26 protein-coding genes are annotated in these 24,571 nt (G+C 70.1%); 9 read left to right on the forward strand and 17 right to left on the reverse strand.

Annotation, left to right across the window (positions count from 1 at the left end; all coding sequences use genetic code 11):
* Positions 1-21: 21 nt before the first annotated feature.
* The 5 genes from ABOD76_RS09940 to mnmG form a co-directional block, all read right to left on the reverse strand.
* Positions 22-876 carry a ParB/RepB/Spo0J family partition protein gene (locus ABOD76_RS09940; protein WP_350244673.1) on the reverse strand — a complete coding sequence of 285 codons (855 nt, stop codon included), beginning with the start codon at positions 874-876 and terminating at the stop codon, positions 22-24.
* The gene (locus tag ABOD76_RS09945) at positions 860-1,609 is read right to left on the reverse strand and encodes a ParA family protein (protein ID WP_350244675.1); all 750 of its coding nucleotides are present in this window, start codon (positions 1,607-1,609) and stop codon (positions 860-862) included. Before ABOD76_RS09945 ends, ABOD76_RS09940 begins: the two co-directional genes overlap by 17 nt.
* Positions 1,610-1,617: 8 nt before the next feature.
* Positions 1,618-2,340, reverse strand: coding sequence for a 16S rRNA (guanine(527)-N(7))-methyltransferase RsmG (rsmG, locus tag ABOD76_RS09950; protein ID WP_350244676.1), 723 nt, complete (start codon positions 2,338-2,340; stop codon positions 1,618-1,620).
* Positions 2,337-2,657 (reverse strand): hypothetical protein, encoded by a 321-nt coding sequence (locus ABOD76_RS09955; RefSeq protein ID WP_350244677.1) that lies wholly within the window; start codon positions 2,655-2,657, stop codon positions 2,337-2,339. Before ABOD76_RS09955 ends, rsmG begins: the two co-directional genes overlap by 4 nt.
* A 65-nt stretch (positions 2,658-2,722) precedes the next feature.
* Positions 2,723-4,543, reverse strand: coding sequence for a tRNA uridine-5-carboxymethylaminomethyl(34) synthesis enzyme MnmG (mnmG, locus tag ABOD76_RS09960; RefSeq protein WP_350244678.1), 1,821 nt, complete (start codon positions 4,541-4,543; stop codon positions 2,723-2,725).
* A 111-nt stretch (positions 4,544-4,654) separates the two neighbouring features.
* Between mnmG and ABOD76_RS09965 the strand changes: the two genes are divergently transcribed.
* The 6 genes from ABOD76_RS09965 to ABOD76_RS09990 all read left to right on the forward strand — a co-directional run bounded on the left by ABOD76_RS09965 (position 4,655) and on the right by ABOD76_RS09990 (position 10,861).
* Positions 4,655-5,761 carry a thiamine pyrophosphate-dependent dehydrogenase E1 component subunit alpha gene (locus ABOD76_RS09965; RefSeq protein ID WP_350244679.1) on the forward strand — a complete coding sequence of 369 codons (1,107 nt, stop codon included), beginning with the start codon at positions 4,655-4,657 and terminating at the stop codon, positions 5,759-5,761.
* Positions 5,758-6,783, forward strand: a complete 1,026-nt coding sequence (locus ABOD76_RS09970; protein WP_350244680.1) for an alpha-ketoacid dehydrogenase subunit beta — start codon at positions 5,758-5,760, stop codon at positions 6,781-6,783. The genes ABOD76_RS09965 and ABOD76_RS09970 overlap by 4 nt, the downstream gene beginning before the upstream one ends.
* Positions 6,776-7,033 (forward strand): hypothetical protein, encoded by a 258-nt coding sequence (locus ABOD76_RS09975; RefSeq protein WP_350244681.1) that lies wholly within the window; start codon positions 6,776-6,778, stop codon positions 7,031-7,033. Before ABOD76_RS09970 ends, ABOD76_RS09975 begins: the two co-directional genes overlap by 8 nt.
* 43 nt (positions 7,034-7,076) lie before the next feature.
* Positions 7,077-8,510, forward strand: coding sequence for a dihydrolipoamide acetyltransferase family protein (locus ABOD76_RS09980; protein ID WP_350244682.1), 1,434 nt, complete (start codon positions 7,077-7,079; stop codon positions 8,508-8,510).
* Positions 8,511-8,603: 93 nt separating this feature from the next.
* Positions 8,604-9,995, forward strand: coding sequence for a dihydrolipoyl dehydrogenase (gene lpdA / locus ABOD76_RS09985; protein WP_350244683.1), 1,392 nt, complete (start codon positions 8,604-8,606; stop codon positions 9,993-9,995).
* Positions 9,996-10,126: 131 nt separating this feature from the next.
* Positions 10,127-10,861: a metallophosphoesterase family protein gene (locus tag ABOD76_RS09990; protein WP_350244684.1), complete on the forward strand. Its 735-nt coding sequence runs from the start codon at positions 10,127-10,129 to the stop codon at positions 10,859-10,861.
* Between the two features lie 85 nt (positions 10,862-10,946).
* Here the strand turns inward: ABOD76_RS09990 and ABOD76_RS09995 are convergent, their stop codons facing one another.
* Genes ABOD76_RS09995 through ABOD76_RS10005 form a run of 3 tightly spaced genes read right to left on the reverse strand, consistent with a single transcriptional unit; the run spans position 10,947 to position 12,751 of the window.
* The gene (locus ABOD76_RS09995; RefSeq protein ID WP_350244685.1) at positions 10,947-11,621 is read right to left on the reverse strand and encodes a tRNA (adenine(22)-N(1))-methyltransferase TrmK; all 675 of its coding nucleotides are present in this window, start codon (positions 11,619-11,621) and stop codon (positions 10,947-10,949) included.
* On the reverse strand, positions 11,618-12,172 hold the full coding sequence (locus ABOD76_RS10000) for a YqhA family protein (protein WP_350244686.1): 555 nt from the start codon (positions 12,170-12,172) through the stop codon (positions 11,618-11,620). The genes ABOD76_RS09995 and ABOD76_RS10000 overlap by 4 nt, the downstream gene beginning before the upstream one ends.
* Before the next feature lie 21 nt (positions 12,173-12,193).
* Positions 12,194-12,751, reverse strand: coding sequence for an MOSC domain-containing protein (locus ABOD76_RS10005; protein WP_350244687.1), 558 nt, complete (start codon positions 12,749-12,751; stop codon positions 12,194-12,196).
* Between the two features lie 206 nt (positions 12,752-12,957).
* Between ABOD76_RS10005 and tyrS the strand changes: the two genes are divergently transcribed.
* Both tyrS and ABOD76_RS10015 read left to right on the forward strand, forming a co-directional pair.
* Entirely contained in the window at positions 12,958-14,181 is a 1,224-nt protein-coding gene (gene tyrS / locus ABOD76_RS10010) for a tyrosine--tRNA ligase (RefSeq protein WP_350244688.1), read from the forward strand.
* 28 nt (positions 14,182-14,209) lie between these two features.
* Entirely contained in the window at positions 14,210-15,559 is a 1,350-nt protein-coding gene (locus ABOD76_RS10015) for an O-antigen ligase family protein (RefSeq protein ID WP_350244689.1), read from the forward strand.
* 9 nt (positions 15,560-15,568) lie between these two features.
* Here the strand turns inward: ABOD76_RS10015 and ABOD76_RS10020 are convergent, their stop codons facing one another.
* The 3 genes from ABOD76_RS10020 to ABOD76_RS10030 are packed head-to-tail and all read right to left on the reverse strand — an operon-like array spanning position 15,569 to position 17,558.
* Positions 15,569-16,246 (reverse strand): heme exporter protein CcmB, encoded by a 678-nt coding sequence (locus tag ABOD76_RS10020; RefSeq protein ID WP_350244690.1) that lies wholly within the window; start codon positions 16,244-16,246, stop codon positions 15,569-15,571.
* Positions 16,243-16,899: a heme ABC exporter ATP-binding protein CcmA gene (ccmA, locus tag ABOD76_RS10025; protein WP_350244691.1), complete on the reverse strand. Its 657-nt coding sequence runs from the start codon at positions 16,897-16,899 to the stop codon at positions 16,243-16,245. Before ccmA ends, ABOD76_RS10020 begins: the two co-directional genes overlap by 4 nt.
* Positions 16,884-17,558, reverse strand: coding sequence for a cytochrome c biogenesis CcdA family protein (locus tag ABOD76_RS10030; protein WP_350244692.1), 675 nt, complete (start codon positions 17,556-17,558; stop codon positions 16,884-16,886). The genes ccmA and ABOD76_RS10030 overlap by 16 nt, the downstream gene beginning before the upstream one ends.
* A 79-nt stretch (positions 17,559-17,637) precedes the next feature.
* On the opposite strand from ABOD76_RS10030, the gene ABOD76_RS10035 reads away from it, so the two are divergent.
* Positions 17,638-18,711, forward strand: a complete 1,074-nt coding sequence (locus ABOD76_RS10035) for an SGNH/GDSL hydrolase family protein (protein ID WP_350244693.1) — start codon at positions 17,638-17,640, stop codon at positions 18,709-18,711.
* A 16-nt stretch (positions 18,712-18,727) separates the two neighbouring features.
* Here ABOD76_RS10035 and ABOD76_RS10040 read toward each other — a convergent pair whose 3' ends face one another.
* From ABOD76_RS10040 to ABOD76_RS10065, 6 genes are read right to left on the reverse strand one after another with little or no spacing between them, the layout of a single operon-like run.
* Positions 18,728-19,243: a hypothetical protein gene (locus ABOD76_RS10040; RefSeq protein WP_350244694.1), complete on the reverse strand. Its 516-nt coding sequence runs from the start codon at positions 19,241-19,243 to the stop codon at positions 18,728-18,730.
* Positions 19,244-20,323 (reverse strand): NAD(P)-dependent alcohol dehydrogenase, encoded by a 1,080-nt coding sequence (locus tag ABOD76_RS10045; RefSeq protein WP_350244695.1) that lies wholly within the window; start codon positions 20,321-20,323, stop codon positions 19,244-19,246.
* A 19-nt stretch (positions 20,324-20,342) separates the two neighbouring features.
* On the reverse strand, positions 20,343-21,089 hold the full coding sequence (locus ABOD76_RS10050; RefSeq protein ID WP_350244696.1) for an SDR family NAD(P)-dependent oxidoreductase: 747 nt from the start codon (positions 21,087-21,089) through the stop codon (positions 20,343-20,345).
* A gap of 38 nt (positions 21,090-21,127) precedes the next feature.
* Positions 21,128-22,624, reverse strand: coding sequence for a mannitol dehydrogenase family protein (locus ABOD76_RS10055; protein ID WP_350244697.1), 1,497 nt, complete (start codon positions 22,622-22,624; stop codon positions 21,128-21,130).
* A gap of 52 nt (positions 22,625-22,676) precedes the next feature.
* Positions 22,677-23,543 (reverse strand): carbohydrate ABC transporter permease, encoded by an 867-nt coding sequence (locus ABOD76_RS10060; RefSeq protein ID WP_350244698.1) that lies wholly within the window; start codon positions 23,541-23,543, stop codon positions 22,677-22,679.
* Positions 23,540-24,463: a carbohydrate ABC transporter permease gene (locus ABOD76_RS10065; protein WP_350244699.1), complete on the reverse strand. Its 924-nt coding sequence runs from the start codon at positions 24,461-24,463 to the stop codon at positions 23,540-23,542. Before ABOD76_RS10065 ends, ABOD76_RS10060 begins: the two co-directional genes overlap by 4 nt.
* Positions 24,464-24,571 lie beyond the last annotated feature (108 nt).

A 24,571-nucleotide genomic window follows, 5' to 3' on the forward strand; every position in this document is an offset into this window, starting at 1 on the left:
GGCCCGCTCCCTTGTTGACGTTCAGGCTTCGGCGTCGTCGTTGAGGCCCAGCAGTGCCAGCAGCCGGTCCAGCTCCTCGCGGGACGCGAAGTTCAGCTCAATGCGGCCCCGGTCGTCGCCCTGAATCTTGACCTTGGTGCCGGTGCGGCGGCTGAGCGTCAGCTCCATCTGACGCCAGGGACTGGGCGGATTCACCTTGACCGGAGTAACGGGCGCCCGAGCGTCACGTTTGAGCGCTTCCGCCTCCCGCACGCTCAGCTTGCGGCCCAGGATCTGCTCCAGCGCCCAGGCCCGGTCGCCTTCCGGCAGTGCCAGAACGGCCCGGGCGTGCCCAGCGCTGATCTCGCCCGCCTCCAGGGCCCGCAGCGCCCGCTCCGGCAGCTGCAGCAGCCGCAGGGCATTGGCCACGGTGCTGCGGCCCTTGCCGACAGCCTGCGCCACCCCCTCCTGGTTGAGCCCCTGATCCAGCAGCGCCTGATAGGCGCGCGCCTCCTCCAGCGGCCCCAGGTCCTCGCGCTGCAGGTTCTCCACGATGGCGATTTCCAGCGCCTCACGGTCCGCGAGGTCACGGATCACCACCGGCACCTCGCTCAGGCCGGCCAGTTGGGCCGCCCGCCAGCGCCGCTCGCCCGCCACAATCTCGAAGCCCTCACCGCGCGGCCGGACCAACAGCGGCTGCAGCACACCCTTGTCGCGAATGCTCTGCGCCAGTTCGGCCAGCGCCTCCGGCTCGAAGACGGTACGCGGCTGATACTCGGCCCGCACGATGCGGTCCAGCGCCAGCGTCTGGATGCTGGCGCGGCTGGCCGGACGGGCCAGCAGGGCGTCCAGGCCACGGCCCAGGCTGGCCTTGGCCGGGCTAGATTTTCTCGACACGCTGCATCACCTCCTCGCTGAGCCGCTTGTAGGCCGCCGCCCCGCTGGAGAGCGGCGCAAACGCGTTGATCGGCTTGGCGAAGCTGGGCGCCTCCGACAGCCGCACGTTGCGCGGCACCACACTCCAGAACACCAGCTCCCCGAAGTGGCCGCGCACGCTCTGCTCCACCTCCTGCGCCAGATTGGTGCGGCCGTCAAACATGGTGATCGCTACCCCCAGCACCCGCAGCGAGGGGTTGAGCGCCTCGCGCACCCGTTCCACCGTCTCGGTCAGGCCCGCCAGCCCCTCCAGCGCGTAATACTCGGCCTGCAGCGGGATAATTAGGGCGTCGGCGGCAGCCAGCACGTTGATGGTCAGCGGCCCCAGGCTGGGGGGCGCGTCAATGACCACCAGGTCGTAGTCGTTCAGGGCGGCCAGCACTTCCTTCAGGGCGCCGCTGTCCTCGGCCAGTTCCACACCAGCACCGGCGAGATCCGGCGTTGCCGGCAGCAGGTCCAGGTTCGGCTGGCCGCTCGGCTGTACGTAGCGGGCCGCCTGGGCGGGCTCGGTCAGGGCCTGATAGAGCCCCTCCTCTGCTCCACGGAGGCCGAGTCCGCTGGTGGCGTTGCCCTGTGGGTCCATGTCGACCAGCAGCACCCGCCGCCCGCCTGCCGCCAGATATGCCGCCAGGTTGATGGCGGTGGTGGTCTTGCCCACCCCGCCCTTCTGGTTGACGATGCCGAGAATCTTCATGCTGGGCATCAGGATAGCGGATGTTTGGCGGGCACACCCTCACGGCGCGGATAGCGCTCCGGCGTGGCGGCCACTTTCCGGATCACCACCAGGCTGCGCGGATCGTTCAGTACAGGCAGGGTGAAGCGCTCCACCGTCTGCAGTTCACCGCCCAGCAACTCGGCAACACGCTGGCCAGCCTCCAGCTCTTCTGGCTGTATCGGCCCTTTCTGGGCCAGCAGCGCGCCGCCCTCCCGCAGCAGCGGCAGCGACAGTTCGGCCAGCACGGGCAGGGCACTGACCGCGCGGGTCACCACGCGGTCGTAGCGCCCCCGGTGGCTGGCGTCACGGCCCAGGGTCTCGGCACGGCCCACCAGCGCCGTGGCATTTGGGAGGCTCAGGGCCGCCGTCACCTGTTGCACGAACTCGATCTTGCGACGCGTGGCATCCAGCAGGGTCAGCTGCAGGCCTGGATGCTGGATCGCGAGTGGCAGGCCAGGAAAACCGGCTCCGGTGCCCAGGTCCAGGACCGTAAGCTCACCCGTCAAGTGGCCCCCCACCGTGCAGCTCAGCGAGTCCACGAAGTGTTTGAGGATGATGTCCGGCTCGTCCAGCAGGGCCGTCAGGTTGGTGTGCCGGCCCACCTCCACCAACAGACGCTGGAAGGTCGCGAAGGCCGGCAGCTGCCCGGCCACGTCCAGCCCCAGCTGGCCTGCCGCCTGCAGGAACAGTGCCTCACCGTCGGGCGTCACAGCGCGTACCGCGTTTTCATGTCCTGATAGCGCTCGTAGACATGGCCGTCCACCTGTTCCAGCGGCAGCCGGTCCAGCGCCGGCACCAGCTGCTCGCGCAGCACCTCGCCGCGCGCCATCCACTGGTAATAATGCCGCCCGCCGTGGTGATACGGCCCGTACAGTTTCGACCCCGGGCACAGCAGCAACAGCCGTTCAAACAGCCGTTCGTGCCGCACGTGCATCCGCACCGTGATCTGTGGCTGACGGCCGTCGCCACCAAAATGGCCTTCACCGATCAAGACCCCCAACAACAAGCCCTTTTCAAAGTCTGTCATGCTACGTCCTTTGTTTCACCGTTAGGTTTCCCGTGAAACACAGTAACGTTCCCATTGTTTCACCGTCAAGTTTCCCGTGAAACAGGCGGAGCGCTGCGGAGGTGAACCAGCAGGGCACTGATGTCCGAGTGACGCACGCCCGGCAGCCGGCCAGCCTGGGCCAGGGTCGTGGGCCGGGCCCGCTGCAACCGCTCCCGGGCCTCATTCGACAGCGCCGGGACAGTGGCGAAGTCCAGGTGCTGCACACTCAGCTGCTGCGCCCGCTGCTCCCCGTCCAGCTGCCGCTGCGCCCGCTCGATGTAGCCGGCGTACTTCACCTGCACCTGCAGGCTCTCGCGCTCCTGCGCACTCAGCGATGGCAGCGCGAACCCCAGCGCATCCAGATCTGCCAGCTGCACCTCCGGACGCCGCAACCAGCCATCGGCCGTGATGCCGTCCTTGCGTTGGGCGGCCAGCGCCTGCCGCGCGTCCTCAATGCGCCGGTATTTCTGCTGCACCTGCTGCAGCGCCGCGTCACTCAGCAGTCCGAGCTGATGACCCCAGGCGCTGAGCCGCTGATCCGCGTTGTCCTGTCGGCACAGCAGGCGGTGTTCGACCCGGCTGGTCATCATGCGGTACGGCTCGTCGCTGCCCTTATGGACCAGATCGTCCAGCATCACACCGATGTAGCCGCTCTCGCGCGGGAGCGCCGGAGTATCGAGTCCGAGTCCCCGCCGAGCCGCGGCTGTTCCGGCCACCAGTCCCTGAGCCGCCGCCTCCTCGTAGCCGGATGTGCCATTCAGCTGGCCGGCGGTGTAGATGCCTGGCATGTGGCGCGACTCCAGATTGAGGGTCAGGTCCAGGCTATCTATGACGTCGTACTCAACCGCGTAGGCATACCGCTGGATGACCGCCCGCTCAAACCCCGGAAGGGTTCGGACCAACTGATCCTGCAGCGCCGGTGGCAGGCTGCTGGAAAAGCCCTGCAGGTACACCTCGCTGGTCTGAATCCCGTCCGGTTCCACGAACAGCAGGTGCCGGTCATGGTGAGCGAACCGCACCACCTTGTCCTCGATGCTGGGGCAATAGCGCGGGCCCAGGCCCTCAATGTCGCCCGCATACATCGGCGAGTGGTGCAGATTGTCGTGAATCAGCGTGTGCGTCCGGGCCGTGGTATGGGTCTGCCAAGTGGGGGACTCGCTGGCCCGCGGTCCAGGCCGCCCGGTGAAGGTCTGCGGCTGTGGATCCGCTGGAATTTCCAGCAGCGCTTCAAAATCAACCGAGTCGGCTCGGACCCGGGGTGGCGTGCCGGTCTTGTACCGCTTGAGCGGGTGTCCGCCCCGCCGGAGCGCCTGCGACAGAAACCGTGCGGGCGGCTCGCCCTGACGACCTTCCGGCCGCGTCTGGCGGCCATACCAGGTCTGTGCCTGCAGAAACGTGCCGGCCGCGATCACCACCGTGCGGCCCCGCACCCGTCGGCCGTCCACCATCACCACCTGCCACCCTTCACCGTCCGGCTCCAGGTCGGCCGCCTCGGCACGAATGATGTGGATGTCCGGGTGGCCGAGCACGTGCTCCTGAGCGCGCGAGGCGTATCCGTCGCGTTCGTTCTGCACCCGCAGCGACTGGACTGCCGGCCCCTTGCTGGCGTTCAGCATCCGGGTGTGAATGGCGGTTTCATCGGCGACCCGGCCCATCAGGCCGCCCAGCGCCGTCAACTCGGCCACCAGCTGACTCTTGCCAGGGCCGCCCACCGCCGGGTTACACGGCATGCGGCCGATGGTCGCGGGATTGCCCACCACCAGGGCCACTGGCGCGAAGCGGGCCGCCGCCCAGGCGGCCTCAATGCCGGCGTGCCCTCCGCCGATGACCACCACATTCCAGATCTGGGCCTCACTCTTGCGCATGTCTTCATGGTAACGCCCCCCTCATGGGAGCAAAGGGAAGCTGGTACACCCGTCACAGACGCCGCGTTAGAATGCCAGCGTCAACACGACAGCTCTCTCCAAGGAGGCCACATGATTCATCCACTCCCCACGCCCGTGCAGTATCTGGGCGAGGACGGAAGCGTCCGGCCCGGCGTCACCCTGCCGGGCACGCCAGACGACTGGTATGCCCTCTGGCACACCATGCTGCTGGTGCGCGAATACGACCGCAAACTGGTGACCCTGCTGCGGCAGGGCCGCACCACCTTCTACGCCCAGGCCGCCGGTATGGAGGCCACCCAGGTGGGCATCGGTCGGGCGCTGCGGCCCGGCCACGACTGGGTCTGGGGCTACTACCGCGACCAGGGCATTGCCCTCACCATGGGGGCGCGCCTTCAAGACCTCGCCGCTCAGATGCTCGGCAGCAACAGCGACCCGAACCGTGGCCGGCAGATGCCGCATCACTACGGCAGCGCCCAGATCAATTTTGTCAGCGCGTCCAGCAGCATCGCCAATCAGGTGCCGCCGGCGACCGGCACCGCCCTGGCCCAGAAAATGCTCGGCACCGACGAGGTGACGGTCTGTACCTTCGGGGACGGCGCCACCAGTGAGGGCGACTGGCACGCCGGGCTGAACATGGCCGGCGTGCAGCAGGTGCCGTGCGTGTTCGTCTGCGAGAACAACCAGTGGGCCATCAGCACACCGCTGAGCCGCCAGACCGCCAGCGACGGCATTGTGGCCAAGGCGGCCGGCTACGGCATGCCGGGCGTGCAGGTGGACGGCAACGATGTGCTGGCGGTCTGGGCCGTGGTGCAGGAAGCGGTGGACCGGGCCCGGCGGGGCGGCGGCCCCACGCTGGTGGAGGCCCTGACCTACCGGATGGGCGCTCACAGCAATGCCGACGCCGACGCCGAGAAGACCTACCGCAGCCGTGAGGAGGTGCAGCACTGGCAGGCCCGCGATCCGCTGGTGCGCTTCGAGCGGTTTCTGGAGCGGCAGGGGCACAGCATCAGCGCCGCCCAGCGCTCGGAGGCAGTGGCCAGCCTGCACCGTCAGATCGACGAGGCGATTCAGGAAGCGGAGAACAGCGGCCAGCCGGACTGGCGCAGCATGTTCGAGGACGTGTACGCCGACATGCCGGTGCACCTGCGCCGACAGTACCAGCAGCTGCGGCTGGAACAGGAAGCGGGGCAGTCATGACCACCACGGAATCCAGGCCTGCCGGGACCAGCGGGGCAGGGGAGAGCACCACCCTCACGCTGATCCAGGCGATCACGCTGGGCATGCAGGGCGAGATGCGCCGCGACCCCAGGGTTGTGGTGTTCGGAGAGGACGTCGGTGCGCGCGGCGGGGTCTTCCTGGCCACCGCCGGACTGCAACAAGAGTTCGGCGAGGAGCGGGTGTTCGACACCCCGCTGAGCGAGGCGGCCATCGTGGGCGCCGCAGTGGGCATGGCGGTGCGCGGCCTGCGCCCGATCGCCGAGATTCAGTTCGCGGATTACATGGGGCCGGGCTTCGACCAGCTGGTGAGTCAGGCGGCCAAACTGCGCTACCGCTCCGGCGGCCAGTTCAGCTGCCCCATGGTGGTGCGGACCCCCAGCGGCGGCGGCGTGAAAGGCGGCCACCACCACAGCCAGAGCCCGGAAGCGTACTACTGCCACACGCCCGGCCTGAAAGTGGTGATGCCCAGCACCCCCTACGACGCGCTGGGCCTGCTGCGGGCCGCAGTGCGCGGCGCTGACCCGGTGATCTACTTCGAGCCGAAGCGGCTGTACCGGGCCGTCAAGGGTGAGGTGCCCACCGAGGACTACATTGTTGAACTCGGCCGGGCCGCGGTTCGCCAGTCCGGCACCGACCTGAGTCTGATCGGATACGGCGGCGTGATGCCCGACGTGCTGAAGGCCGCCCAGGCGCTGGGCGAGCAGGGCGTGTCGGTGGAAGTGTTGGACCTACGGAGCCTGGTGCCCTGGGACCGTGAGGCAGTGATGGCCTCGGTGGCGCGCACCGGACGGGCCGTGCTGGTGAGCGAGGCGCCGCGCATCGGCAGCTTCATGACCGAGGTTGCATCCAGCATCCAGGAAGACGTGTTCGACAGCCTGCTGGCTCCGGTGGGGCTGGTCGCCGGCTTCGACACGCCCTACCCGTACGCCCAGGACCGGGTGTACCTGCCGGGTGCGGGCCGCATCGTGAACGCGGCGGTTCAGACGCTCAACTATGGCTGAACCGCCCCGGCGCAGGCTGGCGCTGAACCTGTCGCGGCAGGTGCTGGGCCTGCTGGGGCTGGTGATCGGCGGCGTGCTGTACGCCCTGACCGGCCGGCTGGTGGCCCCGTGGGACAGCGTGGGAGTGGGCGTCCTGTTCGCCCTGCTGGGTCTGACGGCGCTGTGGTACGCCCGGGGCGAGCGCTGGATTCAGGTCCTGGGTCTGCTGCTGCTGCTGTACGGGGTAGCGCGGGCCGTATGGCTGCACTGAACGCGCTGCGAGCAATATCAACTGACATGAAACTGGAGACTGCATGACAAGGGAAGTGGTACTGCCGGAACTGGCCGAGAGCATTGTGGAGGGCGAGATCCTCAAGTGGCTGGTGCAGGAGGGGGAGCCGGTGGCGCTGGAGCAGCCGCTGTGCGAGGTGATGACCGACAAGGTTACGGTGGAACTGCCCAGCCCGGTGGCCGGGGTGCTGAAGCGCCAGCTGGTGCAGGAGGGGCAGGTGGTGGCGGTCCACGCGCCGATCGCGCTGATCGAGGACGCCGCAGCGGCGGCCCCCAGTGCACCGGCGCAGACCGCTGCGCCCGCCCCCGCGCCGGCCGCCCCCTCCGGCCTCCCCACCGCCAGCGGCACGCCGGTGCAGGTGCTGGAAGCGCCGCCCGCTGCGAACGGCGACGAGGGGAGCCTGTTCCGGGCCTTCGCCTCGGACGAGAAGGTGCAGGTGGCGGGTCTGCGTGCCCCGGCGGAGCTGGCCGGACAGCAGGCGGGCCAGCCGGCGCAGCCCCTACCGCCGGAAGGGCAGGGGAGAGGGACCCAGCGGGTGCTGGCGGTGCCGGCCGCCCGGCAGCTGGCGCGGGAACTGGGCCTGGACATCGCCCAGGTGGCGGGCCAGGGGCCGAACGGCCGGGTGAGCGTGATGGACGTGCACCGCCACGCCCAGGCGCGTTCCGCCCCGGCCACCGACGCTCCGGCGGCCCGCAGTGCGCCGGGGCTGGGCGTGGCCCCGGTGCAGTACCGCACCCCCAAGGGCTACGAGGAGCGCGAGCGCCGCGAGCCGCTGCGGGGGCTGCGCCGGGCCATCAGCACCCAGATGACCGCCAGCCACCTCTACACGGTCCGCACCCTGACGGTGGACGAGGTGAACCTGACCCGGCTGGTGGACCTGCGCGCCCGCCTGAACGCCGGGGCCGCCCCGGAGGACCCGCGGCTCAGCTACCTGCCGTTCATCTTCAAGGCGGTGGTGGCGGCGCTTCGGCTGTACCCCAGCCTGAACACCTCGCTGGACGAGGCGACCCAGGAGGTGGTGCACAAGAGCTACTACAACCTGGGCATGGCGGTGGCCACCGACGCGGGGCTGGTGGTGCCGGTGATCCGGGACGCCGACCGGCGCAGCGTGCTGGACCTGAGCCGCACGGTGACCGACCTCGCCAGCCGGGCGCGGACCGGCAAGCTGGCCGCCGACGAACTGGCCGGCAGCACCTTCAGCATCACCAACATCGGCTCGGTGGGGGCACTGTTCAGCTTCCCGATCATCAACGTGCCGGACGCGGCGATCCTGGGCGTCCACAGCATCGTGAAGCGCCCGGTGTTCGACGAGCACGACCGGGTCGTTCCGGCTCACATGATGTACCTGTCGCTGAGCTTTGACCACCGACTGGTGGACGGCGCTGAGGCGGCCCGCTTCTGCCGCGAGGTGATCCGGCTGCTGGAGGACCCGGAGCGTCTGCTGGTATCGGTGTGAGCTGGGAAGCAGTCGGATTCACCACTTTCAGGCGTAGATCCCCTTGGCCGGACCTGCATTCTTTTCAGGGCGGGCGCACTCTAGACTGTGGCCATGGACTTTGACGTACTGGTGATCGGGGCTGGCCCCGGCGGCTACCATGCTGCCATCCGGGCGGCGCAGCTGGGCCTGAAGGTGGCGTGTGCCGAGATGGAAGCGGTGGGCGGGGTGTGCCTGAACGTCGGGTGTATTCCCACCAAGGCGCTGCTGCACGCGGGCGAGACCATCGCCCAGAGCCGGCATGCCTCCGAATTCGGGCTGAGCTTCAGCGACCCGAAGCTCGACATCGTCAAGATGAACGGCTGGAAGGACAGCATCGTCAAGAAGCTGACCGGCGGCGTGGCGGGGCTGTTCCGGGCCAATAAGGTCACGCACCTGATCGGGCAGGCCACCTTCGTGGACGACCATACCGTGCAGGTGGGTGACAAGACCTACACCGCCCAGAACATCATCATCGCCACCGGCTCGGAGCCGGCCCGGCTGCCGGGCCTGGAGGTGGACCAGCAGCGGGTGGTGGACAGCACCGGCGCGCTGGTGGTGCCGGACCCGGTGCCGGCCCGGATGCTGTGCGTGGGCGGCGGCGTAATCGGCTTCGAGTTCGCGCACATCTACAACAACCTGGGCAGCAAGGTGAAGGTCATCGAGTTCCTGCCGAACATCATTCCCGGCGCCGACACCGACGCCGTGAAGGAATTCCGCAAGAGCATGGAGAAACAGGGCATCGTGGTCCAGACCCGCACCAAGGCCAACTGGCTGGAGCAGCAGCCGGACGGCCTGCATGTGGAGCTGGAGAGCGTGGAGAGCGGCGAGAAGACCGTGGAGGTCTTTGACCGGGTGCTGGTGGCGGTGGGCCGCCGCCCGCGCAGCGCCGGCCTGAACCTGGAGGCGGTGGGCGTGGCGGTCAGCGAGCGCGGCTTCATTCCGGTGAACACCCGCATGCAGACCAATGTGCCGCACATCTACGCCATCGGCGACGTGGCCGGCAACCCGATGCTGGCGCACAAGGCGATGAAGGAGGGGCTGGTGGCCGCCGAGGTGATCGCCGGCAAGCCCAGCGAGCAGGACGCCGTGGCGATCCCTGGCGTGGTGTACACCTCGCCGGAGCTCGCCTGGGTGGGCCTCACCGAGGCCGAGGCCAAGGAGAAGGGCTACACGGTCCGCACCGGCGTGTTCCCGATGAGCGCCTCCGGCCGCGCCATGACGCTGCAGAGCACCGACGGCTTCGTGAAGATGGTGGTGGAGGAAGGCACCGACCTGCTGCTGGGCGTCCACATCGTGGGGCCGCACGCCAGCGACCTGCTGGGCGAGGCGGGGCTGGCGCTGGAGATGGCCGCCACCGCCAGCGACATCGCGCTGACCATCCACGCGCACCCGACCCTGGGCGAGAGCGTGCTGGAGGCGGCCGAGGCCGTGCACAAGCAGGCGATCCACATCATCAACCGCTGAGGCGAGCCCACCAGAACGGTCCCTGCCACACCACGCAGGGACCGTCCCGGTGTTGTTGTCCCCATGAGCAGCTTCTCAAGGCGCGTCAAGTCTCGGGCACGGCGGCGGCGGAGCGGGCTAGACTGCCGAGCATGAGGCTCGCCGTCCTTGCCGACCTGCACGCCAACCTGGAGGCGACGCTGGCGGTCCACGCCGACATTCAGCGGCGCGGCATCACCGAAGTGTGGGTGCTGGGCGACCTGGTGGGCAAGGGGCCCCGCCCGCGCGAGGTGCTGGCCTGGGTACAGGCATACGCCACCCGCGTCATCCAGGGCAACTGGGATGCCCGGGTGGCCGGCGCCACCCACCGCCCGCAGGACCTGTGGCCGCGCGCGCTGCTGAGCGCCGGCGACCTGCGTTATCTGGCCGAGCTGCCGTACGGCATCGAGGAGCAGTTTGCCGGGCAGCAGTGGCGCTTTGTGCATGCCGGCAGCAAGGGGGTGTTTCACCGGCTGTACCCACACAGCAGCCTGCAGGAGCAGGTGGCGGCCTTCGAACCGAACCCGGCGCTGGGTCTGCACCAGCACGCCGACGCGCTGGTCTATGCCGACATCCACGAGGCGCTGATTCTGGACGTGGAGGGCCTGCCGCTGATCAACTGCGGCTCGGTGGGCAACCCGCTGGACTCCACCCTGGCCTGCTACCTGATCCTGGAGTTCGGGGAGATCGGGTACAGCCTGCAGTTCGTCCGGCTCCCATACAACCGTCAGGCCGAGATCGCGGCGGCCGAGGCCAGCGGGATGCCCTTCACCCGCGAGTACATCACCGAGCTGCTGACCGGGGCCTACCAGCGCCGGCGCCTGCGCACCGGCACCGAGACCGGCTGAGCGGGCCTGGCCCGGCTGCATACAATTGACTGCTGACGCATACCGCGCTATAGTTGTTCCATCACCGCCTGAGAGGGCGGATTTTTTATGCCTGCGAAGGGTGGGCCAGCCAGGCCAGCGCTGCCTCGACGTCCGCGAGGTCCTGCAGCACCTGGGCGCGGCCATGCGCAGCCAGCCGGGCCAGACGCTGCTGCTGGGCCTGCAACTCCTCCAGCAGCAGCGGATGCTGCTCGCGCAGCAGGTGTGGTCCGAACCGCAGCGCCGCGTTCGGCGGCAGCCCCAGATAGGCGGGGTCCGGACCGGCATGCGGCTCCAGCCGCAGCACCGGATAGCGCCAGAACCCGGCCACCAGCCGCTCGGCCACCAGCCAGTAGCCGTGGGCAGCGGCCCAGCGCCGCAGCAGGCCCGGGTCGTCGTTCGGCTGCAGCACCAGCGCGCCGGGCGGCTGGGGCGCGCGCTCCAGGATGCGGACCATGGTGCGGGCGCCCAGGCCGGTCAGGCTGACCGAACCCAGCTCATGCGGCTGCAGCGGCCCGAAGCCGTCGCCCAGCCGCAGCTCACAGCGCTCCAACAGCCCGGCCGAGCCGAGGCCCTGGCGCGCCGTCTCCAGCGGCCCCGGCGTCTTCTCGACCACGATACAGCGCTGCACCCGCCCGGAGCGCAGCAGCAGCACCGGCAACCCGGCGTGATCGCTGCCGATGTCCACGTGCAGCTCGCTGCGGATCAGCTCAGCGGCGGCGTGCAGCCGGGCATCGGTCATGGGTGAGGGCCCCCCGGCCCCCCGGCCTCGTGGCCCTCACCACCGGAGCGCTGAAGCACCACCGAGTACACCGCGATGGCCAGGATCACCGCCGCCAGGCTCAGGCCCAGCGGCAGCACCGACGCGGTGCCGTCCCACTTCAGCGCCACCTTGAAGAACTCCACGCTCAGCGCCACCACCACGATGCCCAGCAGCTTCTGCTTCAGGTCGTCGAAGGTGCGGATGTGCAGCCAGGGCGGCAGGTTGTCGAGCTGCTGCACGAACAGCGCCTGCAGGCCTACGCTGATGATCAGCAGGGCCGTGGCGACCAGCAGCACATCGGTCTGTTCCACCGCCGAGAGCAGCAGCGTCTTGCTGGTGGCTTCGCCCCCGATGTCCGGGAGCGCCTCCCACAGCACCCGGAAGGTCCGCGCCGCGCCGAACACGAACAGGGCCAGCGAGAAGACCAGGCTCGACAGGACGCCGAACTCCGCGATCAGCAGGGTCAGGCTGAAGCCGCGCCGTTTCAGCCACGATCGGCGGTCGGGCGGGTCACGCGGAGGAATGGCCATGCCCTCCAGCATAGGCGAGCGTCACAGTGGCTCCACCGGGTCGTGGAGCCGGATCCGGCCGCCCTGCAGCACCCGCGCGGTCAGGCCGCCGTGGCCGCGCACCGCGTTGTAGCCGCCCGGCCCCAGGTTCTCCTCCATGCGCGAGCAGGGGTGGCACTCGCCGGTGCCCTCCAGCACCACCTCCCCGATCCGGAAGCGCCGGTCCTTGAGCGCCAGCAGCGGAATGCCCGCCACCACGATGTTGCGCCGCAGCAGCTCCGGCGTCACGGCGTCCAGGCCACACAGCGCCGCGATTACCGGCAGGTGCTCCGCCTGGATCAGCGTGACCTGCCGCTTGCCCTGGCCGCCCGGCAGGGGAGGGGAGGCGGGCCAGCGGCCCGGCGGCTCGCCCGGCTGGCCGGTCAGGGCCTTCAGGCGCGGCGGCTCCTGCTTGCCGTGGTCGCCCACCACGCCCAGCCCCGCCCGGAGTTCCGCCTCATCCAGCGCCAGCATGGGGCCGCGCCGCACGGTCCGGAGGCCCAGCCAGTCCACCCGGCCCGCCCTCGGCAGATGGGCGCGCAGTTCCTGCATGGTCAACATCCCTCCAGCGTAGCGAACTCCGGAGCGCCGCGCGCCCGCCCCGGCGCTTCCTGCTACACTGCCGGACATGAGGCGTCTGACCCGACGTTCCTATCGACCCTGCCGCACGGTGGGGTAACGGCACGTTGACCACACAGGTCAGACTCAGCCCGACATCTCAGCAGGCGGCGCACCCTTCAGCGGTGCGCCGCTCTTTTGGAGCACACATGAACGATATTCAGCCTGGCCTGCCGGTACAGCAGCAACTCGACCTCCTGAAGCGCGGCGTGGTGGACCTGGTGTCGGAGGAGGACCTGAAAGCCCGGCTGGAGCGCGGCACCCCGCTGCGGGTGAAGCTGGGCGCCGACCCGACCCGGCCGGACCTGCATCTGGGCCACGCGGTGATCCTGCGCAAGATGCGGCAGTTTCAGGACCTGGGCCACAAGGTCATCATGCTGATCGGAGACTTTACCGCGATGATCGGCGACCCCAGTGGCAAGAGCAAGACCCGCCCGCCGGTCACGCTGGAGCAGACCCGCGCCAACGCCCAGAGCTACCTGGAGCAGTGCCGGCTGATTCTGCGCGGCGAGCCGGAGGTGCTGGAGCTGCGCTTCAACAGCGAGTGGCTGGAGCCGATGGGCTACGCCGACGTGATCCGGCTGGCCAGCCGCTACACCGTGGCGCGCATCATGGAGCGCGACGACTTCAAGAAACGCTTCGAGAGCGGCACGCCCATCAGCCTGCACGAACTGCTGTACCCGCTGACCCAGGGCTACGACAGCGTGGCGCTGGAGGCGGACGTGGAGCTCGGCGGCACCGACCAGCTGTTCAACAACCTGGTGGGCCGCGCCCTGCAGCGCGACTACGATCAGGCGCCGCAGATCGTGCTGACGCTGCCGCTGCTGGTGGGGCTGGACGGCGTGGAGAAGATGTCCAAGAGCCTGGACAACTACATCGGCCTGACCGACGCGCCGGACGTGATGTTCGCCGGGCTGATGAAGGTGCCGGACCCGCTGCTGGACAACTACTTCACGCTGCTCACTGATCTGCCGCGCGAGGAGATCGAGCGGCTGCTGGCCGGCCACCCGGTGGAGGCGCACATCCGGCTGGCGCGCGAGGTGACCGGCTGGCTGCACCCGGACGCGGACCTGGACGCGGCGCTGGACCGCTTCCGCTCGGTGGCGAAGGGGGGCATTCCCCAGAACATCCCGCAGGTGACGGTGGCCGCCGGCGAGCTGAACGAGGCGGGCCGCGTCAGCGCCGCGCGGCTGGTGGCGCTGGCCGGGCTGGAACCCAGCAACGGGGCGGCCCGCAAGTTGATCCAGAACCGCGGCCTGAAGATTGACGGCGAGGTGTACGCCGACCCGCAGGGCAGCCTGAGCATTCCGGCCGGCGGGCTGGTGCTGCAGAAGGGCAAGGACAAGTTCGTGCGGGTGCAGCTGGACGGCTGAGCGGCGCAGAACAGGTAGGCTGGAGGCCATGCGCGCCATCCAGCAGCTGCTCACCGTGTTCGTGCCGCTCTTCGCTTTCGCCCTGGCCTTCAACCCTGCCGGGTCGGTGCAGGGCAACCTCTATCCAATCCGGATGTACCTGCTGATCGCGCTGCTGGCGGTCGTGGGCCTGTGGCTGCTGATTCAGCGCGGCGTGGCCCCGGCCCGGCGCTGGCCGCTGGCGGGGATGCTGGCCGCGCTGTATGTGGTGTGGCTGGTGCTGGCGTCGGTGTGGTCGGTGGATCCGGCCACCGCCTTCCTGGGCGCTTCCTCGATCCGCTTCGGCAGCGTGATGCAGCTGCTCAGCCTGCTGGTGGGCGTGGTGTACGCCGCGTATGCCCAGCCGCGCTGGACCGCACGGGCGCTGAGCGTCACCACCGCCGTGATGCTGCTGTTCACGGTGCTGGAGACGCTGGGATTGCGCCCACTGGAAGCCTGGATCCGCTCGTCCACCCCGATCTATCCGGCCGGCACGGTGGGGTTCCGGCAGTACCTGGGCGGCTGGTACGCGATCATGGCGCTGGCCCCGGTGTACTTCTACCGGCGCGAGCGGCGCGACGCGTGGTTCTGGGTGTGGCTGGTGGCCGGGCTGGTGGGTCTGGGCCTGTGCACCACCACCGCCGCCACGCTGGGGGTGGGCGTGTGCCTGCTGCTGTGGCTGGGCGCAGGGGCCGCGCAGCGCCAGTGGCGCACGCCGCTGGCTGCCCTGCTGGTGTATGCCGTGAGCATCCTGGCCCTGCCGGCCCTGACCACCAGCACCGCCACCAGCCTGGGCCGGACGGCCCCCGCCTACAAGAGCTACGACTCCACCGGCAGCTTCCGGCCCCGGCTGTACCTGTGGAAGGGGGCCTGGAGCGCTTTTCTGGAGCGGCCCATCACCGGCTGGGGCGACGAGACGCTGGCCGGGCAGGTCTTCACCCACCTCTCGCCCGACGACGCCCGCAGCCTGTTCCGGGCCGAACTCGGCATTCCAGCGCAGAACCAGATCACCTACACCGGCAACAGCTACACCGTCACCGACGCCGCCACCGGCCAGACGCGCAGCGGCGCGCTGCTGTACCCGCGCGCCCATGACGTGGTCTTCGACATGCTGTACTCGCACGGGCTGGTGGGCTTCCTGCTGCTGTTGGGCCTGATCTGGACCGCGCTGCGGCGGGTGGCCCGCGAGGGCCGCGCCTCGCTGCTCAGCTTCCTGGTCTCGGCGCTGCCGTACCCGATCTACCTGCTGGCGTGGTTCTTCGTGCCGACCGTCACGCCGATGTTCCTGATCGTGGTGGGCGCCATGCTGGCCGACGCCGGCCGCCGCACCGAGCCAGCCCGCCCCGCCCCCGCAGCCTGATCCTTCTCCTCAGTTCTCCAGCACGAACGGGAACAGCAGGGTGGACACGATCACCATCGAGGCGTCGAAGAGGGCCAGGAAGCTGAGCCAGCTGCCCACCTGCGCCGACCAGCCACCCGACAGCAGCAGGCTGGTGGCCTGCACCGTGCTGAGCACCACCGGAATCAGCACCGGAAAGGCCAGCGCCGGCAGCAGCGCCTCGCGGGCGCGCAGGTTGACCGTGATGGCGGCATAGAAGGTGCTGGAGGCGCCCAGGCCCAGCACGCCCAGCAGGGTGGTCAGGATCAGCGGCCCCCACGGCACGCCCACCCCCGCCCCGATGGCCCCGAAGAACAGCAGGCCCAGCGGCAGCACCAGCACCGAGAGCAGCAGCAGCTGGGACGCGGTGCCGAGCAGCTTGCCCAGGTACAGCCCGCCGTGCGGCCCCGGATAGAGCGTCAGCTGTTCCAGCGCGCCGGCTTCCTGCTCGGCGGCGAAGGCCCGGCCGGCCGCCACCGCCGAGGCCAGCGCCAGCGCGCTCCAGACCGCGCCCGCGGCCGCCGGGCGCAGCCGCTCGGCGTCCGGGCCCAGCGCCAGCCCCAGCACCATCAGTACCAGCCCGGCAAAGAAGGCGGTGGAGAGCAGGGTGTCGCGGGTGCGGCCGGCCAGCTGCCAGTCCTTGACCGCGATCAGCAATGCCGTCCTCACTGCACCACCCCGCCGTCCAGCAGCACAGCCCGCTCGGCCACCTGCAGGCTCAGCTCCGGCTCGTGGGCCGCGATGATCAGGGTGCAGCCGGCCTGCCGCGCCTCCTGCAGCACCTCCAGCGCCAGCTGCCGCCCGTCGGCGTCCAGGTTGGCGAACGGCTCGTCCACCAGCGTCAGCGGGCGCGCCAGCAGCAGCAGGCGGGCCAGCATCAGCCGCTTTTTCATGCCGGCCGACAGGAAGCGCACCCGCCGCCCGGCGGCCTGCTCCAGCCCGACCCGCGCCAGGGCCGCCGCCACGTCCCCCGGCTGGCCATGCATCCGCAGTGCGAAGGTCAGGTTCTCGGCCGGGGTCAGGTCCGGGTAGAGGCCCAGCTCGTGGCCCAGCAGGTGCACGTGCTCGCGCACGCTGCGGCGGTCGCGCAGGTCGTAGCCGAACAGCCGCCCCTCCCCGCGCACCGGCGACAGGGCCGAGGCGAGCAGCCGCAGCAGGGTGGTCTTGCCGGCCCCGTTGCGGCCCAGCAGCGTGACCGCCTCGCCCACCGCCACGTCCAGGTCCAGGCCCCGCAGCACCGCGTCGCGGCCCAGCCGGACCCAGATGCCGCGCAGCTGCACCGCGTACGGCGCCCCGACCGGCGCGCTCAGACCTTCATCCATTGCGGCATGATGGCGTAGAACAGGCCCGCCAGCCGGGTGAACTCCCCGCTGAGCATCAGCAGGCCCACGATCACCAGCACCGCCCCGCCAATGCGCTCCACGATGCCGGCGTAACGGTTCAGCCGCCGCAGGCCCAGCCGCTCCCACAGCAGCGCGGCCAGCAGGAACGGCACCGCCAGCCCCAGGGTGTACACCGCCAGCAGGCCCACCCCGCTGGGCAGGCTGGCGCTGCTGGCGGCCAGGCCCAGGATGCTGCCCAGCACCGGCCCCAGACAGGGGCTCCAGCCGAACGCGAAGGCGGCGCCCAGCGCCACCGGGCCGTAGCGGTCCGCCGCGCCCAGGCCACGGGTGTCGCGCATCAGGAACGGCAGCCGGATCACGCCCAGCATGGTCAGCCCGAAGAACATGATCAGGGCGCCGGCCACCCGGCCCAGCACGATCTTGTGCGGGGCCAGCAGCGAGCCCAGGCTGCTGGCGGTGGCCCCGAGAATGATGAACACCAGGCCGAAGCCCAGGATGAAGCCCAGCGCCCGGCCCAGCGGCGCGCGCGGCCCGCCGATCACGCCCAGGTAGCTGGGCACCAGCGGCAGCACGCACGGCGAGAGAAACGAGATCAGCCCGGCCAGGAACGCCAGGGTCAGGCTGGGGGCAGAAATCATAAGGCTTATGCTAGCCCGCCATAATGGGAGGGATGCCCCGGCTTCACCCAATCTGCACGGCGGTACGAGAGGCTGAGCCGTGGGTCAACGACTGAAACAGATGCTGCTGGGCGCCCTGGGCCTGCTGACGCTCGGCTGTGCCCCCCGCCAGCAGGCCGGACCGCAGCTGAGCGGCTACGTGGCGATGGGCGACAGCCTGACCGCCGGGATGCAATCGGGCGGGCTGGTGGCGCGCGACCAGCAGCAGGCCTATCCGGTGCTGCTGGGGCAGCGGGCGGGCCTGGACGTGCAGATGCCGCTGTTCCAGGCGCCCGGTTGCCCGCCCCCCATGCAGGTGGGCGACCGTGACCGGCGGCTGGCCCAGAGCTGCGTGCGGGTGGACCCGGCCCAGCCGACCCAGGTGGTGGCGGTGCCGGGAGCGCGGGTGCTGGACGTGCTGGAAACCACCGACCGTTTCGTGCGGGTGCCGGACCCGCTGCTCTACGACCAGCGGCAGTACCGGCTGATCCTGGGCGCCGGCACCACCCAGCTGCAGGCGGCACTCTCGCGGCACCCGCACTTCATCACGCTCTGGATCGGGAGCAATGACGTGCTGATGCCCACCCTGCGCGGCCACCCGGAGCAGGCCACCCCACCCGCTGAGTTCCGCGCCGAGTACGCCCAGCTGCTCACCCAGTTGACCCGCAGCGGCGCGGAGGTGGTGGTGCTGACGGTGCCGGACGTGACGCGCGTGCCGGGCCTGATGCCGGTCACGCTGCTGCGGGCCGGGGGACTGGTGGACCAGAGCTGCGAGGGGCGCGGCACCTACCTCAGCAGCGTGGCGCTGGCCGGGGTGAGCCGCGAGCGGCCGCTGCACTGCCCCGCCGAGGCCGAGCTGAGCGCCGAGAAGTACCGGCAGGCCCAGCAGACGGTGCAGGCGTACAACGCGGCCATCCGTGAGCTGGCCGCCCAGGCGGGCGCCAGCGTGTTCGACGTGAATCCGCTGCTGGACCAGCTGCCGGGCCGCCCGCTGATCCCCACGGCGCAGAGCCCGTTCGGGGTGAGCTTCAGCCTGGACGGCATTCACCCCTCGGTCCTGACGCACCGCCGGCTGGCCGCCGAACTGGCCCGCTTCCTGAACCGCACCTACGGCTTTGGCCTCGACAGCTGGTAAGGGCCCACGGCTGGCCTCACCCCGGCAGCCAGCCGGTCCACTCCAGCACCTGCGACGCCAGCCGGTCCGGGGTCAGCCCATCGGTGGAGAGCCGCTGGACCCACGCGGGTGCGGCCGTCAGCTCGGCGGCCCGGCGTGCGCTGCGCCCCAGATGGAGGGCGAGTGACGCGCCGGTCTCGCGCCCCCGCAGCCGCTCCTCGGCGGTCTGATCGGTCGCGGTCAGTAGCAGGGCCCGCACCACCGGCCGGTCACCCATCGCGCGGCTCAGTTCCGCGCTGTGCAGCACGCTGAGCGTGTTGGTGTAGATCAGCCGCCGGTACCCCAGCTGCCGGTAGTTGTGCCAGATCGCCTCCAGGTTGCGGGCCGCCAGGCCGTGCGCCCAGGGCGGCGGATAGGCCAGGTCCAGGGTGTCCCCCTCGATCAGCGCGTGCTGCACCGACGCCGCGCTCAGCCGCTCATGCAGCGTCAGGGCCAGCCGCGTCTTGCCCACCCCCGAACGGCCGCCGATCAGCAGCAGCTCACTGCGGGCCACTCAGCCGCCGGCCACGTCGATCATCACCTTCATGCTGCTTCTCTTCTCGCGGTCGGCGAACTCGAACGCCTCCGGGGTCTGGTCGAAGCGGTACCGGTGGGTCACCAGGGCGTCCAGGTTGACGGCGCCGCTGGCCACCAGCTCAATGGCCGCCGGGTAGCAGTTGGCGTAACGGAAGATGCCCCGGATGTCGGTCTCGCGGCTGGCGGCCGACACGATGTCCAGGCTCACCTCCGGCGCGGGCGGCAGCCCCACCAGCACCGTGACCCCGCCGGGCCGCGGCGCCTCCAGGCTCATGCGGCAGGTGGGCACGCTGCCGGCCGTCTCGAAGGCCACGTCCACCCCGCCGTGCGACAGCGGCAGGCCGGAGCGCTGCGCGGTCAGTTCGCGGATCACGGCCACGGCGTCCTGTTCGCGGGCGTTGATGGTGTGGGTGGCGCCCAGCGAGCGAGCCAGGTCCAGCCGGAAGTCTTCCAGGTCCACCGCAATCAGGGTGGTGGCCCCGGCGGCCCTGGCCGCCTGCAGGGTGGTGCAACCGATCGGCCCGGCCCCGATCACGGCCACCGCGTCGCCCGGCCGCACCCCGCCACGCCGCACCGACCACACGCCCACCGCCAGCGGCTCCAGCAGCGCCGCCGCGTCGTCGCTGAGGTGATCCGGCACCCGGAAGGTGAAGTCCTCGGGCCACACCACGTACTCGGAGAGCGCGCCGTTGACCGGCGGGGTGGCCATGAACGTCATGTGGGGACACAGGTTGTAGTGGCCGCCCTTGCAGTACTGGCAGCGGCGGCACGGCACCCCCGGCTCCAGCGCCACCCGGTCGCCCACCTGCAGGCGCGTCACCCCCTCGCCCAGCGCCTCCACCACGCCGCTCACCTCGTGGCCCAGCACCAGCGGCGACTCCACCACGAAGCCCCCGATGCGGCCGTGGGTGTAGTAATGCACGTCGCTGCCGCACACCCCGATGCGGCCCACCCGCACCCGCACCTCCAGCGGCCCGGGCTGCGGCACCTCACGCGTCTCCCAGCGCAGGTCGCGGATGCCGTGCAGCACACTCGTTCTTGATTCCAGCTGCGTCATCTCCGGTCCTTTCGTCCACTCACCATGCGGTGTAGCCCCCGTCCACCACCAGGGTGTGGCCGGTCACGAAACTGCTGGCGGCCGACGCCAGGTACAGCACCGCCGGAGCGATCTCGGCCGGCTCGGCCAGGCGACCCATCGGGGTTTCCTTGAGCCAGGTCTCGCGCCACTCCGGCGTGTCCAGGCCCCGCTTCGTGAGCGGGGTGGCGGTGTAGCCGGGCGCCACCGCGTTCACCCGCACGCCCCGCCCGGCCCACTCGCCGGCCAGCGAGCGGGTCAGGTGCATCACGGCTGCCTTGCTCGCGTTGTAGGCGGCCTGCGGCTGCGGGTGGTTGGAGATGATGCCGCTCATGCTGGCGGTGCTGACGATGCTGCCGCGCCCCGCCTGCAGCATGGCGCGGCCGAACTCGCGGCAGCACCAGAACACCCCGTCCAGATTGACGTTCATCACGGCCCGCCAGTCGTCGTCGGGCGTGTCCTCGGCGGGGGTGTTGCGGACAATGCCGGCGTTGTTCACCAGCACCTGCACCGGTCCCAGCCGTTCGGCCAGCGCGCGCACCGCGGCGGGGTCGGTGACGTTCAGCGGCTCGAAGCGGCCGCCCAGCTGGGCCGCTGCTGCCTCGCCCAGGTCCGGGTTCAGGTCGGCGACGATCACGTGGGCGCCCGCCTCGGCCAGCCCCCGCGCGATGTCGAGGCCGATGCCCTGGGCGGCGCCGGTCACCACGGCCGTCTGGCCGTCGAGACGAAAAAGATCGAGGATGGGCATGCAGGTCCTTTCGGAAGAGGGGAGAAGAGGGGGGCGGCTCAGGCCGACGGTCCGGCCGTCTGCGGCGCCTCGCCCACGGCGCGCAGGGCACCCAGCGGCCCCAGGGCGGCCAGGCTGGCCCGGGCCTGCAGGTAGGCGGCCCGGAACCGCCCGTCCTGGCCCAGCTCACCGAACACGTCCGGCAGGTTTAGGAAGGCGCCGGGCGTCTGCTGGTCCTGGGCGGCCGCCGCCAGCAGCGCTTCGGCGCGGGGGTCCACCAGCGCCGGCTGCTCGCCGCGGCCCACCGCCGCCACGTAGGCGGCCCAGGACGCGACCACCAGCGCCGCGTGCGCCAGCTCCCCGCCGCGCGTCAGCTGCTCGCGCACCACCGGCAGCAGAAATTTGGGAATCCGCTCCGAGGCGTCCACAATCAGGCGCGCCAGGGTGTCCTGGATGGCCGGGCTGGAGAAGCGCGAGACGAGGTCGTGGCAGTAACGCTCCAGGTCAATGCCCGGCACCGGCCGCAGCGTCGGGATGGCCTCCCGCTGCATGTAGCCGAGCAGAAAGGCCGTGAACAGCGGGTCGCGGCACACGTCATGCACATAGCTGTACCCGGCCAGCAGGCCCAGGTAGCTCATCGCCTGATGGGACGCGTTGAGCAGCCGCAGTTTCATCAGCTCGTACGGCTCCACGTCCTGTACCAGCTGCACGCCCACCCTGTCCAGCGCTGGGCGGCCCAGGGTGAAATGGTCCTCCAGCACCCACTGGGTGAAGCTCTCGGCCACCACCGGCCAGCGGTCCTCCAGGCCGTAGTCGCGCTGCACCTCCTGCCGGGTCTGGTCGGTGGTGACCGGCGTGATGCGGTCCACCATCGAGTTCGGGAATGCCACCTGCTGCGCGATCCACTCGCCCAGCTGCGGGTCCTTCAGCCGGGCGAAGGCGGTCAGCACCCGCTGGGTGACGTGGCCGTTGCCCTGGATGTTGTCGCACGACACCACTGTGAACGGGGCGACGCCGCGCTCGCGGCGCCGGCGCAACCCTTCGGTCAGGAAGCCGAAGGTGCTCCGGGGGACCGCGCCCGGCTGCAGGTCATGCTGCACGTCCGCGCCGGACGGGTCGAACTCGCCGGTGGCGTTGTTGAGGCTGTAGCCGCCCTCGGTGACGGTCAGCGACACGATGCGGGTGGCCGGGTCGGCCAGCACTTCCAGCACCGCCTCCGGGTCATCCGGCGCGAACAGGAAGCGGTGAATCGCCCCGATGACCCGCGCCTCCTGCACCCCTTCCGGCGAGCGGGTCACCAGGGTATAGAGCTGGTCCTGCGCCTGAAACACGTCGCGCATCTGCACGTCGCCCGGCAGCACCCCCACCCCGCAGATGGCCCAGGTGTCCGCGCCGCCGGCATTCAGCAGGCGATCAAGGTACATCGCCTGGTGCGAGCGGTGGAAGCCGCCGACCCCGAAGTGGACGATGCCGGTGGTGAGCTGCCGCGGGTCGTAGCGCGGGACCTCAACGGCCGGGCCGAGGCTGGCCAGCGCCGCCAGATTGAGTTTGACCATGATGAGCCCTCCCGGGTCCCTTTGCGAGAAGGGGGCGACCTCTGCCCCCGCGCTACTTGACGGCGCCGAAGCTCAGGCCACGCACCAGCTGCCGCTGGGCCACCCAGCCGAAGATCATCACCGGCAGCACCGTCAGTACGGCGGCGGCGCTCATCTGCGCCCAGAACAACCCCTCAGAGGTCTTGAAGGAGCCGATGAACACGCTCAGCGGGGCCGCGTCGGAGCTGGTCAGGTTCAGCGCGAAGAACACCTCATTCCACGCGAAGATGATGGCCAGCAGGGCGGTGGCACTGATGCCCGGCAGGCTGAGCGGCAGCGCGATACCGAAGAACTCCTGCCACACGGTCGCGCCGTCCACCTTGGCCGCCTCGTAGATGGCGAAGGGAATTTCCGTCATGTAGCTGTGCATCATCCACACCACCAGCGGCAGGTTCATGGTGGTGTACATCAGGATCAGGCCCGGCAGCGTGTCGAGCAGGTGCAGGTTCTTGAAGATCAGGAACAGCGGCACGATCACGCCCACCGCTGGCATGAACTTGGTGCTGAGCATCCAGGTCAGGATGCCCCGCGCCCGCCGGCTGGGGTAGACCGCCAGCGCGAAGGCGGCGGGCAGGCCCAGCACGAAGGCCAGCACGGTGCTGCCCAGCGCCGCCACCAGCGAGTGCGTCAGCGCCGGGAAGTAGGTGCCGAGCGCGGTGCGGAAGTTGTCGAGAATCGGGGAGAAGGTGAACACCGGCGGGATGGCAAAGGCCTGCGCCTCGGTCTTGAAGGCGGCCAGCAGCATCCACAGGATCGGGAAGAAGAACACGAAGGCCAGCAGGTACGTCAGCACCGTCAGCGCGATCTTCTGCAGCTGCTGCCCGGTCCGGTTCGGGGCGGTCTGACGCACAGCGGTGGGTTTGGCCGGCAGGGTGGTCATGCGTGTCCTCCAGTGCTGACGTTGCGGCTGATCAGGCGCAGCATGAAGATGGCCAGGATGTTGGTCAGGATCACGGCGATCACGCCCGCCGCGCTCGCCACCCCGATGTTGTACTCGGCAAAGGCCTTCTGGTAGATGAAGTACGGCAGGTTGGTGGTGGCCACCCCCGGGCCGCCGGAGGTGCTGGCGTAGATTTCACCGTACACCTGCAGCACGCTGATGGTCTCCAGCAGGATCACCACCTCCAGCGCCTGGGTCCAGTGCGGCAGCACGATGTGCCGGAACTCCTGCCAGGGGTTGGCGCCGTCCAGCCGCGCCGCCTCGATCTGGTCGTCCGGCAGGCTCTGCAGGCCGGTCAGCAGGATCAGCATGGCGAAGGGCGTCCATTCCCAGCTGACCATCGCGATGATGCTGCCCATCGGATGCGCGGCCAGCCAGTCCACCGGCACGCCGCCGAGCTTGGCGACCATCCAGCTGAAAAACCCGAACACCGGGTTGAGCAGCATGTTCTTCCAGACCACCGCCGTGACCACCGGCATCACCAGGAAGCTGCTGATCAGGACGGTGCGCACCAGGGCGCGGCCCAGAAAGGGTCGGTTGAGCAGCATCGCCAGCAGAGCGCCCAGCACCAGCGTGATGATCAAGGTCCCGCCAGTCAGCACCAGGGTGTTGAGGATCACCCGGAAGTTCTGCGGGTCGGTCAGCAACCCGACGTAATTCTCGAAGCCCACGAAGGGCCGGTTGCCGGGAATGGTCAGGTTGTAGTTGAAGAAGCTGTAGTAGATGGTCATGAAGAACGGAACCTGGGTGGTCAGGATCAGGTACAGCACCGCCGGCACCACGAGGGCGCCAGGGGTCAGCCGGAAGCCGCTGCGCGTGGGCGGGCTGCTGGCCGCGATGGCCTGGGCTTGGGCAGTCATGCGGATACCTCCTGGGGGGCCTTCTCAAGAAGGCCGTGAGCCACCGGCCGGGGGCGACGCGCCACCACAGGTGGCTCACGCTGGCAGATGGCTCAGGGCTGGCGACCG

The organism is Deinococcus sonorensis KR-87, assembly GCF_040256395.1.
GTDB classification, from domain to species: Bacteria; Deinococcota; Deinococci; order Deinococcales; family Deinococcaceae; genus Deinococcus; species Deinococcus sonorensis.

Coding starts and splice junctions, on each gene's coding strand:
- ABOD76_RS09945 (WP_350244675.1), bottom strand. CDS start 1,609: ATGAAGATTCTCGGCATCGTCAACCAGAAGGGCGGGGTGGGCAAGACC.
- ABOD76_RS09955 (WP_350244677.1), bottom strand. CDS start 2,657: ATGACAGACTTTGAAAAGGGCTTGTTGTTGGGGGTCTTGATCGGTGAA.
- mnmG (WP_350244678.1), bottom strand. CDS start 4,543: ATGCGCAAGAGTGAGGCCCAGATCTGGAATGTGGTGGTCATCGGCGGA.
- ABOD76_RS09965 (WP_350244679.1), top strand. CDS start 4,655: ATGATTCATCCACTCCCCACGCCCGTGCAGTATCTGGGCGAGGACGGA.
- ABOD76_RS09970 (WP_350244680.1), top strand. CDS start 5,758: ATGACCACCACGGAATCCAGGCCTGCCGGGACCAGCGGGGCAGGGGAG.
- ABOD76_RS09975 (WP_350244681.1), top strand. CDS start 6,776: ATGGCTGAACCGCCCCGGCGCAGGCTGGCGCTGAACCTGTCGCGGCAG.
- ABOD76_RS09980 (WP_350244682.1), top strand. CDS start 7,077: ATGACAAGGGAAGTGGTACTGCCGGAACTGGCCGAGAGCATTGTGGAG.
- lpdA (WP_350244683.1), top strand. CDS start 8,604: ATGGACTTTGACGTACTGGTGATCGGGGCTGGCCCCGGCGGCTACCAT.
- ABOD76_RS09990 (WP_350244684.1), top strand. CDS start 10,127: ATGAGGCTCGCCGTCCTTGCCGACCTGCACGCCAACCTGGAGGCGACG.
- ABOD76_RS09995 (WP_350244685.1), bottom strand. CDS start 11,621: ATGACCGATGCCCGGCTGCACGCCGCCGCTGAGCTGATCCGCAGCGAG.
- ABOD76_RS10000 (WP_350244686.1), bottom strand. CDS start 12,172: ATGGCCATTCCTCCGCGTGACCCGCCCGACCGCCGATCGTGGCTGAAA.
- ABOD76_RS10005 (WP_350244687.1), bottom strand. CDS start 12,751: ATGTTGACCATGCAGGAACTGCGCGCCCATCTGCCGAGGGCGGGCCGG.
- tyrS (WP_350244688.1), top strand. CDS start 12,958: ATGAACGATATTCAGCCTGGCCTGCCGGTACAGCAGCAACTCGACCTC.
- ABOD76_RS10015 (WP_350244689.1), top strand. CDS start 14,210: ATGCGCGCCATCCAGCAGCTGCTCACCGTGTTCGTGCCGCTCTTCGCT.
- ccmA (WP_350244691.1), bottom strand. CDS start 16,899: ATGGATGAAGGTCTGAGCGCGCCGGTCGGGGCGCCGTACGCGGTGCAG.
- ABOD76_RS10030 (WP_350244692.1), bottom strand. CDS start 17,558: ATGATTTCTGCCCCCAGCCTGACCCTGGCGTTCCTGGCCGGGCTGATC.
- ABOD76_RS10045 (WP_350244695.1), bottom strand. CDS start 20,323: ATGACGCAGCTGGAATCAAGAACGAGTGTGCTGCACGGCATCCGCGAC.
- ABOD76_RS10050 (WP_350244696.1), bottom strand. CDS start 21,089: ATGCCCATCCTCGATCTTTTTCGTCTCGACGGCCAGACGGCCGTGGTG.
- ABOD76_RS10055 (WP_350244697.1), bottom strand. CDS start 22,624: ATGGTCAAACTCAATCTGGCGGCGCTGGCCAGCCTCGGCCCGGCCGTT.
- ABOD76_RS10060 (WP_350244698.1), bottom strand. CDS start 23,543: ATGACCACCCTGCCGGCCAAACCCACCGCTGTGCGTCAGACCGCCCCG.
- ABOD76_RS10065 (WP_350244699.1), bottom strand. CDS start 24,463: ATGACTGCCCAAGCCCAGGCCATCGCGGCCAGCAGCCCGCCCACGCGC.